General features: G+C 30.7%; 11 protein-coding genes and 1 pseudogene. 2 read left to right on the forward strand and 10 right to left on the reverse strand.

The annotated features are described in order from the left end of the window. Positions 1–125: 125 nt before the first annotated feature. From FQT67_RS07400 to FQT67_RS07415, 4 genes and pseudogenes are all read right to left on the reverse strand, one after another. The gene (locus FQT67_RS07400; RefSeq protein ID WP_046177346.1) at positions 126–1,001 is read right to left on the reverse strand and encodes a radical SAM protein; all 876 of its coding nucleotides are present in this window, start codon (positions 999–1,001) and stop codon (positions 126–128) included. 20 nt (positions 1,002–1,021) lie between these two features. Then, complete coding sequence (locus FQT67_RS07405; RefSeq protein ID WP_143936396.1) at positions 1,022–1,564, reverse strand: ClbS/DfsB family four-helix bundle protein; 543 nt, start codon at positions 1,562–1,564, stop codon at positions 1,022–1,024. Between the two features lie 11 nt (positions 1,565–1,575). Continuing rightward, positions 1,576–2,189, reverse strand: a pseudogene (locus FQT67_RS07410) (GyrI-like domain-containing protein). Between the two features lie 60 nt (positions 2,190–2,249). Next, on the reverse strand, positions 2,250–3,149 hold the full coding sequence (locus tag FQT67_RS07415) for a YafY family protein (RefSeq protein ID WP_143936397.1): 900 nt from the start codon (positions 3,147–3,149) through the stop codon (positions 2,250–2,252). Between the two features lie 303 nt (positions 3,150–3,452). Here FQT67_RS07415 and FQT67_RS07420 point away from each other — a divergent pair, with 303 nt between their 5' ends. Both FQT67_RS07420 and FQT67_RS07425 read left to right on the forward strand, forming a co-directional pair. After that, positions 3,453–3,812, forward strand: coding sequence for a plasmid mobilization relaxosome protein MobC (locus tag FQT67_RS07420; RefSeq protein WP_046177347.1), 360 nt, complete (start codon positions 3,453–3,455; stop codon positions 3,810–3,812). Continuing rightward, positions 3,813–5,144 (forward strand): relaxase/mobilization nuclease domain-containing protein, encoded by a 1,332-nt coding sequence (locus tag FQT67_RS07425; protein ID WP_143936398.1) that lies wholly within the window; start codon positions 3,813–3,815, stop codon positions 5,142–5,144. Position 5,145: 1 nt separating this feature from the next. On the opposite strand, the gene FQT67_RS07430 is transcribed toward FQT67_RS07425, so the two are convergent. The 6 genes from FQT67_RS07430 to FQT67_RS07455 form a co-directional block, all read right to left on the reverse strand. Next, a complete protein-coding gene (locus FQT67_RS07430; RefSeq protein ID WP_143936399.1) occupies positions 5,146–6,399 on the reverse strand; it encodes a DNA cytosine methyltransferase in 1,254 nt (417 codons plus the stop codon). 29 nt (positions 6,400–6,428) lie between these two features. Beyond that, a complete protein-coding gene (locus tag FQT67_RS07435; RefSeq protein WP_046177056.1) occupies positions 6,429–8,291 on the reverse strand; it encodes an ATP-binding protein in 1,863 nt (620 codons plus the stop codon). Between the two features lie 41 nt (positions 8,292–8,332). Next, positions 8,333–9,289, reverse strand: a complete 957-nt coding sequence (locus tag FQT67_RS07440; RefSeq protein WP_143936400.1) for a HaeIII family restriction endonuclease — start codon at positions 9,287–9,289, stop codon at positions 8,333–8,335. 13 nt (positions 9,290–9,302) lie between these two features. Then, a complete protein-coding gene (locus FQT67_RS07445; RefSeq protein ID WP_046176999.1) occupies positions 9,303–10,325 on the reverse strand; it encodes a DNA cytosine methyltransferase in 1,023 nt (340 codons plus the stop codon). A gap of 1 nt (position 10,326) precedes the next feature. Then, positions 10,327–10,548 carry a helix-turn-helix transcriptional regulator gene (locus tag FQT67_RS07450; RefSeq protein WP_000033212.1) on the reverse strand — a complete coding sequence of 74 codons (222 nt, stop codon included), beginning with the start codon at positions 10,546–10,548 and terminating at the stop codon, positions 10,327–10,329. Positions 10,549–10,695: 147 nt separating this feature from the next. After that, entirely contained in the window at positions 10,696–11,355 is a 660-nt protein-coding gene (locus tag FQT67_RS07455) for a hypothetical protein (RefSeq protein ID WP_046177000.1), read from the reverse strand. Between the last annotated feature and the right edge of the window lie 28 nt (positions 11,356–11,383).

The raw sequence follows: 11,383 nt of genomic DNA on the forward strand, positions 1-11,383 counted from the left end.
TAATCCTTATGATTTACTAAATTGAAAATATAAAAAAGGGCTTATATTAAGATATGTATCGTATTTAGTTCTTTGTGACACCATCTTTAAAAGTTCTCCTTAACCTTTTGTATTATTTCTATTTTCTAAAAATCAAATATACTAAGTTGCCTAGTTATTTCTCTTTCTTCAAATTCTTTCAAGTAGCCAAAAATAATATCATTGTCATGCATTATTTTCTCTTTTTCGCAAAAGTCATGGAAGATCTTCATTAATTTAGAATTATTCTTGCTGTTAGCAATATAGCTATTTCCAAATGTTTTAATATATTTATCTTTAACCTTTGGGAATTTTTTATCTAATGCACAATAGAAATACTCTCTATTCCCTTCTCTTAGGGTGAGACCTATACCAAAGCAAATTATCCCCTTTACTTCTGCTTCCTTGCAATAATTTAAAATGCCTGTTAAATTCTCTTCAGTGTCATTGATAAAAGGTAAAATTGGACTTAACCATACAATTGTAGGTATTCCTTCATCTCTTAAAGCAAGCAAGGTCTCAAATCTTTCCTTTGTTGTAGAAACATTTGGTTCAAGCAATTTACATAGCTTTTCATCATAAGTAGTAAGTGTCATTTGAACAACACACTTAGTCTTGGCATTTATTTCTTTCAATAAATCTAAATCCCTTAACACATTTGATGATTTTGTTATAAGCGTTATGCCGAATCCATATTTGTTCACTAACTCAAGTGCCTGCCTTGTATAATTTAATCTAAGCTCTTCTTTAATGTATGGATCTGTCATAGAACCTAATCCAATCATACATTTTTTGCGTTTTCTTCTTAAAGAATCTTCTAAAAGTTGTAGGGCATTTTCTTTAACTTCTACATCTTCAAATCTATGGTTTATCTGATAGCATTTACTCCTTGAGTCACAATAAATACAACCATGTGTACAGCCTCTGAATAAATTTATTCCATTTTTTGAAGATAATATTCCTTTTACCTTCGTAAAATGCATTCTATCATCTCCATGTCTGCTTATTTTTTATTACAATTTTTTTGATGTGCTTTTAATTTCTTCATCGCCCAATCATAATGGCTTGAAGTAGTGCTTACAAAATACGAACCGAGTACACTTCCTCCTACCCACTTATAGACATCTTTTGAAAACAATTCTTCGTTTGTAAATCTCTCAGCTAATTCTAAAATATCTTTATGGGATTTCTGAAACATTTCTTTTGCATCTTCAAGAGAAGTATTTTGATGTTTTTTCCAAAACTCTACATTCATATCTCCATAAGTTTTCCAATTATATGGAGCTGGAATAAAAGGTTTTGCCACTCCCTTTAAATTTGTATTTACCCAATTCAAAAGAAGCTGGTGCCATTCATATAAATGGATCAAAATATCTCTTAGATTTTTATCTCTCTTCCAATGAGCCTCTTTCTTTTTTTCGTCACTTGAAAAGTCAAAAGGTGTGCTTAATTCTTCATCAGACAGCTTAGTAATTAATACGTTTAACTTATCATAGTTTTCTTTCGCTGCAATCATTAAATCTTCTTTTGTTCTTGGTCTTGGCATAATATTTCCTCCTACTTTACGCTATATCTCAATATGGTTTTTAAGTTTTCTTCTGATGTTCTATTCTTGTTGCTCAAATAGATTTCTGTATGATAATCAAATTTTCTTAAAAGACCATGTTTTTCCATAAAACTTTCTAGTTTTTCAAATGAATATGGTTCTGTGTCAAAACTTCCAATATGTAAAATCTGTACTGCTTTGCCACCTTCTACATTATCAAAAATGATTTCATCATATAATTTATTCGGTTTTTTCTCTCTAACATTCTTAATAGCTAAATCAAAAATATCTCTTGTAATAAAATCTGGCTGTTTAATCATAATTGCATATTTCAATTTATTTTTATCAAATTGTTCTCCAAAGTTTTTTCTCCAGATGCCTTCGAGTGGAAATACAGCAAAGTCTTTGTAAGAAGAATTATTTTCATCTATATTCGTCTTTTTAAATAACATTTTTTACCATATGCTAATGTAAACAATGCCGAAACTCTATCTGAAAAATCAGCTAAATTGGGATTACCTTCTCCATTTATCATAATGAACTTCTGATTAGGAACATCTATTATCTCCGCTTTTTGCTTCGCTCCATATAAATATTTTTCTTCTTTTTTCCATTCATATTTCATAGCAAAATTCTCCTTTGTACTGATAAATATATTATACAAAAGTTAACTTGACACCATCTGTCATATTCTATATTTTTTAGTCATAATGTTTATTTTGTTTTTAATTTTATCTCGAATTTCTTTCGGTTCTAACACCTCTGCCGCATCTCCATAGGAAAATATATAGTTATATAAATTGTAATCGTTGGGAAGTTCTACTGTAGCATATAAATTTCCATCTTCATCTTCTTCAATAGCACTGGATACTTCATCATATACTCTAAAAGCCATTTTTCTATCAAATTTTACTCTAACAAATACAGTTTCCTCATACTCCATTTCTTTTTTTAAGACGATACTATCAAAATCATCTTCAAAGGTATTTGGTAAAATTTCAAATTCTTTTATGCGTGACAGCTTAAAATATCTAAAATCATTTCTTGACAAACAAAATGCATACACATACCAATCCCATCCTTTAAATAGGAGTCTGATTGGCTTTACTTTTCTGCTTGTTTCTTTTTTATTACTGGAAAAATATATAAAACGAACAATATTTTTATTGATGATTGCTGATTTTATATCTTTAAATAATTCATCATAAGATTTACTTCGTTGCCAATTTGTAAAATCAACTTCTATCCAGTTGGTATTTTTCGTTTTAAATAAAGCGGTTAATTTGGTTAAAAGTTCATTTCCGTACTCCTTATTTGTCAGTTCTAAACCTTTTAAGGCAATCAAAATCTGTTCTTGCTCGTTCTCAGAAAGAAATGATTTTTTCAATACAAAATCATCCGCTATTTCTATTCCACCACCTTTCCCTTGGGTGGCGTAGATGGGAATTCCAGCACTACTAAGGACATCAATATCTCTATAAATTGTCCTTATTGATACTTCATATTTTTCCGCAAGTTCATTTGCCGTTACTTTTCCTTTTTCCAGTACATAATACAAAATTTTAAACAATCTATTGTTTTTCATTATTTAACCACTCCTAGTAGTTACTATTATACCATAAATATGACATTTTTTGTCATGTTATAAATGTGTTTTAGATAAAACGCTGACATTAACTTCTATACTTGGTATAATTAAGACACAAACTCATATCTCGCTTAACGCTTGCTTTACAAATCATTCTTATGTAGCAAGCACAGTAAGTGTGTACCCACTTACGAAAAATCGATGAAGCAGCCCCCTCGTGGAGTTGCTTCTTTTTTTATCAATTTTAGCTTGTTAGGGAGTACCCTAATACCCCAGATTTTATGAAAGGAAGTAACAAACATGGCAAATAGAATTAGAAATGTTCAGCTGAAAATAAACTTAACAGAAGAAGAAAAAGCACTTTTTGAAAAGAAAATGAAGATGTCAAAATGTAAAACCATGAACCATTTTCTAAGAAAAGTAGTATCTGAATCAGATATTTTTGTTGTTGATTTACAGCCATTTAGAGAAATACAAGGATTGCTTTTTAAGTATGCAAGTAGCGTCAACCAAATTGCTAAACGAGTTAATTCGACTGGTGTTATTTATAGCGATGACATCAAAGATATGCACTCCCAAATTGAACATCTATCAAAAGAAATATGGCAGATACATTCCCTACTACTCAATAAAACTACCGATAAAGGAGATGACATATAAGTGGCAATTACAAAAATTCATCCTATAAAATCTACTCTTAATCTTGCTATTGCATATATAACAAATGAAGAAAAGACAGATGAAAAAATATTGATAAGCACGAATAAATGCTTTGCTTCTACTGCCCATACTGCTTTTATAAAGACTAGAGAAGATAATAAAGTTAATGGAACTGTACTTGCAAGACACCTCATTCAGTCATTTATGCCTGGTGAAACTACGCCAGAAATGGCACATCAAATTGGAATGGAACTTTGTAAGAGAATACTTAAGGATCAATACGAGTTCGTACTTTCTACCCATATAGACAAAGGTCATATTCATAACCATATCATCTTCAATAATGTAAATATGGTTACAGGCAAGTGCTATCAGTCCAACAAGAGAAGCTATCATCAAATTAGGTATCAAAGTGATAAATTGTGCAAAGAAAATAATCTATCTGTTATTGATGAGTTCTACGAAACTTATAGAAAGAAATATAAGACTAATGGTAAGTCATGGTATGAAAACGACCAATTTAAGAAAGGTGCTTCTTGGAAAAGCAGGCTTCAATTTGATATAGATAGAGCTATTAAACAATCCAATGATTGGGATGATTTTCTAAAGAAAATGACTACCCTTGATTATGAAATCAAGTATGGAAAATACATTGCGTTTAAGCACAAAGACAAAGAAAGATTTACACGAGCTAAGACTATTGGAGAAGATTATACTGAGGATAGATTAAAAGAGCGTATCTTAGACAAGACTAATCAAAGAACCTATGCTGTAAAAAAACGTGTAGGAAATATTATAGATATTGCAAATAATGAAAAGATAAAATCAAGCAAAGGCTATGAGTATTGGGCTACAAAACATAATTTAAAAACTGCAGCCGATACTGTTCTTTTGATGCGTGAAAAAGGATTTAAATCTATATCCCAACTTGATGAATACATTAAGGAAAGTGCAGATAAAAGGCAAAATCTACAAGATGAAATCAAAGTTATAGATAAGAAAATTTCAGTTCTATCAAATACTATAGAACAAGTTCATACCGTAAAAATGTATCGCCAAATCTATCTGGAATATAAGAAAGATCCATCTGATAAAGCTTTTTTTGAAGAACATAAATCAGAAATAACACTCTATAAAAATGCCCTTTCAGCCCTAAAAAAATCTTACTCAAAACTTCCAAATTCCAAGGATATTTTGAAAGAGCTTGATTCATTGCATGAAAAAAAGAATACCCTAATGCAAGAGTATTCTTCTGCAAAAACCGATATAAAAGAACTGTATCAAATCAGAAAAAATTATGAGAAATATATGGGTAAGGAGATGGAGAGGTAATTCATTCTCCTTTTTCTCCTCTCAAAAAATCTATAACGGCCATTGCAATTTTTTTAGATAGAATTGGTGGAACAGCATTGCCTATCTGTTTAAATGCAGCTGTTCGTGAATGTTCAAAATAAAAATCATCTGGAAATCCTTGTATTCTAGCTGATTCTCTTACTGTAATTGAACGATTCTGTCTTAAATCTGGATGAATATAGTAATGTCCATCCTTCGCAATATGAGCAACAACTGTATGACTAACAGAGCCATAATCCAAAGCTTTATATCTATCTAAAAAAGATGTTGTATTAGAATGCGTTTGTAGTTCTTCAGGTATATCGATATACCTTAAATTCTTACCTTTTTTCTTAGCTTTTAGTACCAATTTATATATCTTCAAATCATTTTCATTATGAGGTCTTGCGGTATGTTGTGTTAAAATATCATCTTTTTTACGAATATATTTTTCAACGAACTGACTCGAAACATCACAACGATACTTATGAGAACTTCCTCCAGACTTTATACTTGGCAAGTCCTCAAACAATTCTTTTATAGTTGGGGCGGTCTCAACATATTCAGCCAAACAGTCAAAAAATGAGTTATCGAACACTAAATCTTTTCGATGTCCGACAAGTATTAAACGTTCTCTTTTTTGTACTACACCATAATTACTTGCATCTACTATTTGATAATCTACCTCATATCCGCACTTATCAAATTCGCAAATTATTTTTGGCAAGAGTAACTCTCCTGATAAATCCTTAAAAGAAAGCAACCCTTTAACATTTTCAAAAACAAAGAACTTTGGTTTATATTTATCCAGAAAATCTAAATAATGTTTATATAGATAAATTCTTTTATCAGTAGATTTTTTCGACTTGTTATTGGCTCTACCGATTGTAGAATATGCCTGACATGGTGGCCCGCCAATAATACCATCTAACTCATTATTGCCTAATCTTTGGTCAATGAATTCAAAAATCGAAGGTATGGTATCTTTACTGATTTCCTTATTCAATATATCTTTAGTTAGATCTCTTGGTATAATCGAGTACAAATCATCTCTCGAGATTTTACCTTGAATATATTCAAAATATGGAGATAGGTTATTTTCTTTTTTTAAATAGTAATATATATTTCTTAATTCTAAAGAAGAGCAAGCATCTTTGTCCATTTCTATATGACAAATAAAATTATAATAGTCTTTATACCTAAATCCTTCGGTTAATCCACCCGCTCCTGAAAACACATCTACTATATTTAGCATAACCACACCTCCTTTCGTCTTTGATTAAATCAATTATCATACACTTCTTTAATTTCTTCGTATTTATTTATAAATTCTTGATTAAACTTTTTTGCATCTCTTAACAAGTCTGAATATGATCTAATAAATAAATCACCACTTTGTTCTAATGAATTTGCAGTAGTTCTAACTATAGGATCCATATCATATCTGTCAGACATCAAAAATGTTGTTACTTTATCCAATTTATAATGTTTTTGAACAAAAATTTTATAATCTAATGCTTGATTTATCTCCTCTGTTTTAATTTTAATATTCGGTCTCTTCAATTCAATAATAATTAATTCACCATTTACTAAATTACAAAGAAAATCAATCCTACGATTACTTCCCTCTAGTTTTTCATCTGAAAAATTATCTTTTAAAATTTCACTATATGTTTTTTCTCTTTCAAATGTTGTAATTCTAGGATCTAAAATCCAAGGAAACTTTTCTAGAAATGGTTGAATTACTTTAGATTCACTCTCATTTCCATTAACATACTTTTCAAATTGTTCTATAGCTTTTATTCTACCAACTGCAACTTTTGCAAGCTCTTTAGCCTCTATATATTCCCAATCCGAAGTTATTTTTTCAACTTCATCAACTGTTAAATTCTCTTCTTTCAAGTTTTCTATATATAACTGAAAGCTCTCAAATTTATATAAATTTTTTAAGTTGTCCAAAACACGTTTAATTGATTCTATATCATCTGTTTCTGTGGAATTTGTTAATAATGTATCTTTAACTTTCTTGATACTACTTATCTCTGTTGGTGTTAATCCCTTAAAAAATGATTCATCTAAAGTAATAAGTTCTTCTTTTTTCTTTCTCCTATTTTCTCTCCATAAAGATGATATTTTTGAAATCAACTTATTCAAATCATGTTTTAATTGAATTGTATTTTCATTTTCTTCCCAAAGGATTGACTGTCTAGCTGTAGATATATAATCCTCTTCATCTGAGTCATCTATAAAATCAATATTAAAAAATCCAGTTACATAGCTATTAAATCTATCATTTGCCCTATCATCAAAAAATACATTTTCTGAAGCCAATTTGTTTCTAACATATAGTAAAAAACCACTATCCTTTTTCCTTAAAGGAGTCGATTTAGTATATACCCTTCCAGTAATACCATGATCTTTTAGTCTTTTAAATTCTTCTACGCTATTAATATCATTCATAAAGTCTTCTGGAAATTTCCATTCAAATTCTTTTTCTAACTTCTCAAAATAAATTGATTTTGTAATAGGTTGCTCTTGTTGTGAATTTTCATCAATGAGTTTAACCTCAAACTCAGCATCATAAAATGAAAATCTTCTGGACAAGTTATATGCTAAATCCTCAATGCCCATTATTGTACTTTGCTTAATTTCTTTGATTTTAACCACAGTCCCAGATTGTTCATTGGTATTTTCATTTTCACAAATAACTTTTGGCTTATATTCTGATTCACTTTCTGCTTTCATTTCATCATAATTAATACTAAAAGCATTTTTCACGCCATCTTTTATAGAATATACCTCTATAGTCTTTGCAATACCAAATACAGCTAATTTACCTAGACCTTTCTTTCCTGTCACTTTTCTTTTTTTTACTTTAGAAACGCCTGTACCTTCAGCTTTTCTTCTGTTCCTACCGATCACCAAAAAATTCTGATTTAATTCATTATGGTTCATTCCTGTTCCATCATCTGTAACTGTTACTACCTTTTCATCATAGTTGATTTTTATCTCAACATTTTCAGCATCTGCATCGTAAGAATTTGAAATTAATTCAGCGATAACAGGAGGGAATGAACTATATAATTTTATCCCTAAATGATCAATTGTATTCTTATCAAATTTAATTTTAAATCCACTATTTTCCATAATATTACATCTGATAAAACTATCAGACCCTCCTATCATTCCTATTTCCATCTACAATCTATCGATATAATTGTTGTAGGCATACCTATAATTTGTATATCAAACTTCAAACTTGATTCAACCTTAGTCGAAGCATTATGAATTCTGAAACTAAATTGCCAACCGCCATCAAGGTATAGTTCCAATGTATTCTTACTGTCTGGTTTATATTCCAAGCTAACAATCCTTGTTGGAAGTGTTGATATTGGCAATTCAACGCTTCTTTTACGCTTTTTACCCTGTCTATTCAATGTTCCTCTCAAATTGTAGCTTTGAATTTGAGTTATCTTTTTATTATCAATCCCAATTACTTTATAAAAATCAAATTCTCCAAGCAAATACTCAACCATCAATCTAGGAATATCTTTACCAAACAAGCAATTTTGTCTCTCCAGTTCCCCTTTAAATGCATTTAATAAAGGAACATATACATCGTCTTCTTTACTAGGTAATTCACTCCACTTAGAACCCCTTTGTTTTTCAGAATCAAGATATTCAAATATTGGTTTAATATCTTTCCAATATTGTTCAGAACAATCTATTCCATACCACTTTTTTCCAAAATCCAAATTCTTAGATAATCTACTATGTTTTACAGCAAAATGGTTGTGTTTTACGCTAAGACCAATTTCCCACTCAATACCTCGTCTAATAATTAGTACATCTCTTACATCGCCTTCTTTGCCCTTGTCATCTGATTGAATTTTCAATTCCAGCTCATCTAATCCATCATCTAAAATCAAAGGTTCAAGTTCAAATATAGTATTTACTCCAGCTAATGCACTAATCTTGTATATAGCTTTTTCAGAATCAGCTAAAGTATTCCATGCACGTTCTGCAGCATAAAAACTACTGTTTTTTTCTATCTTTGCCGGACGAACTTTTGATATTTCTTCAAACAATGTAGTTAAATAAGAAAACTCATATGCCCTTCCTTGATTATTACTTTTTTCACTCATAGATTCCCTCCGCCTAATTATCTGTGCCTGTTTTTAGGAGACTCAAATTTGAACTAGAATTACGCAAAGCTTCTAAAATGGACTCAGCCATAACATACGCTAAGTTCACAGGAACAGCATTACCGATCATTTTATACGCATCGTTCAAATTCGTATAATAAAATTTAAAATTGTCCGGAAATCCTTGTATTCTTGCACACTCTCTCACGGTTAATCTTCTATATAGTGCTTCCTTACCAGGTTCAAATATATTTTTATTTTTGTCTACTTTAGGCATAACTGGTGCTTGTGGATGCAGTTGACACTGTCTACCAGATGCCTGGACCGTAAATGCCTGTTCATCCCATTGTCTAACTCTATTTCTACTCATAAATATTGGCGAATAGGCACCAATAAAGTATTCATGATTCAAAACTTTACAGTTATCACCATTTGTCTTATTTTTTTCTAATGCTGGAATTGCCGAATCTTTTAAATCAAATATCGCATCTTTAAAAGTCAACTTTGACTCGTATGGTTTAGGCGGTTCAAATTTGATGTTTAAATCCTTCCTAAATCCAACATAGAAAACTCTTTTTCTATCCTGAGGAACACCATAATCACTAGCATTTAACAAATGAATGAAAACATCGTAACCAGCTTCCTCAAATTGAGAAACAATATTTTCAACAGCACTATTATGCCTTTTCGCCATCATTCCTTTAACATTTTCTGCTAAGAAGAACTTCGGTTTTTTATCTTTCAAAATGCGTATGTACTGATAAAATAATTGCCCTCTTGGATCGTCAATGCCCTTTAATGACCCTGCCTCACTCCAAGACTGACAGGGAGGACCTCCTATAATACCATCACATTCAGGAAACATCTCTGAAGGAATACCACAAATGTCACCCTTAATGAGTTTTGTATCATGATTTTTTTCATATGTTTCCCAAATTGTTTTATCGTATTCATTAGCAGCTACCACATTAAACCCTGCTTTTTCAAAGCCCAAGTCTAATCCCCCCGCTCCTGAAAACAAACTAATTAAATTCATTTTATATTTCCTCCGAAGAATCATTAACACATTCCACAATCTCTGAAATATCACATTCCAATACATTACAGATTCTTAGTAACACATCAGTTGTGACATTATCGCCATTTTTAATTTTATAGAATGTACTTTTACTCACTTTTGCTTTTTTCATCAGTTCAGTATTTTTCATATCTTTATCTATCAATTTTTTAAACAATTTTTTATAGCTGAATTTTGACATGACTAACCTCCAGTCATTTTCTTGTTAAAATCATATCGCCTCTATTATACCACAAAACTAGTACTTATAGTACACTTTTATTCTCTTTTCTCGAACCGATTTTACAAAAAAATAATCGGTGCAGCCCTAAGACCACACCGACATATCTTATCTCTCAGTTTCCTTTGAAACTTCTTTCTTCTCCATAGGTTTTGCTTTTTCTTCAGCCTTATATTTCTTTATTGCTCCAAGTACAGATTCTTTCTTTTCTTCTTGGTTCTTCATCTGTTCCTTTGCTTTTAAAAGCTTAGAAGATAGGATTCTGACATTAGTATGTTCCTTTCCGTTATCATCAATGGATGTTCTCACCTGACCAAAAAGCTTTACAAAGTCACCTTGCTTAAAATCCTTTGGAATATCTCCCTTATCTCCATAAGCTGAGCAATTAGTGTAAATTTTATTTCCCTCACCATCTTTTGATACAACTGAGAAATTAACTACTTTAAAAGCTTCTCCATTCTTATTTTCTCTTTCAATTGTTTCAACCTCACCTATGACATTCCCAACAAGGTTCACCAAATCATTATCTTCTTTTTCGATTGCTGCACTTTCTTTAATCTGTCCATTTTCTCTAAGTTCATCAATCAAATAATCAAACTCGTCATTAAGTAAGCTCATACTGTCATTATCCATATATTCCTGGTATAACTTGTCCAATGCATCTTTATCATTGATTCCTTTTTCAAAGCTAATTAGTGCCTTAGCAAAATCTTCATGATTTTCGTTTGCCATTTGTTCTAGTGCATTTCTCATTTCTTTGTAGTTCATAATATACCTCCATAGTTTCTACAAAAGC

Source organism: Streptococcus sp. NCTC 11567, from assembly GCF_902141215.1.
Classification (GTDB): Bacteria; Bacillota; Bacilli; order Lactobacillales; family Streptococcaceae; genus Streptococcus; species Streptococcus dysgalactiae.

Coding starts and splice junctions, on each gene's coding strand:
- FQT67_RS07400 (WP_046177346.1), bottom strand. CDS start 1,001: ATGCATTTTACGAAGGTAAAAGGAATATTATCTTCAAAAAATGGAATA.
- FQT67_RS07405 (WP_143936396.1), bottom strand. CDS start 1,564: ATGCCAAGACCAAGAACAAAAGAAGATTTAATGATTGCAGCGAAAGAA.
- FQT67_RS07415 (WP_143936397.1), bottom strand. CDS start 3,149: ATGAAAAACAATAGATTGTTTAAAATTTTGTATTATGTACTGGAAAAA.
- FQT67_RS07420 (WP_046177347.1), top strand. CDS start 3,453: ATGGCAAATAGAATTAGAAATGTTCAGCTGAAAATAAACTTAACAGAA.
- FQT67_RS07430 (WP_143936399.1), bottom strand. CDS start 6,399: ATGCTAAATATAGTAGATGTGTTTTCAGGAGCGGGTGGATTAACCGAA.
- FQT67_RS07435 (WP_046177056.1), bottom strand. CDS start 8,291: ATGGAAAATAGTGGATTTAAAATTAAATTTGATAAGAATACAATTGAT.
- FQT67_RS07440 (WP_143936400.1), bottom strand. CDS start 9,289: ATGAGTGAAAAAAGTAATAATCAAGGAAGGGCATATGAGTTTTCTTAT.
- FQT67_RS07445 (WP_046176999.1), bottom strand. CDS start 10,325: ATGAATTTAATTAGTTTGTTTTCAGGAGCGGGGGGATTAGACTTGGGC.
- FQT67_RS07450 (WP_000033212.1), bottom strand. CDS start 10,548: ATGTCAAAATTCAGCTATAAAAAATTGTTTAAAAAATTGATAGATAAA.
- FQT67_RS07455 (WP_046177000.1), bottom strand. CDS start 11,355: ATGAACTACAAAGAAATGAGAAATGCACTAGAACAAATGGCAAACGAA.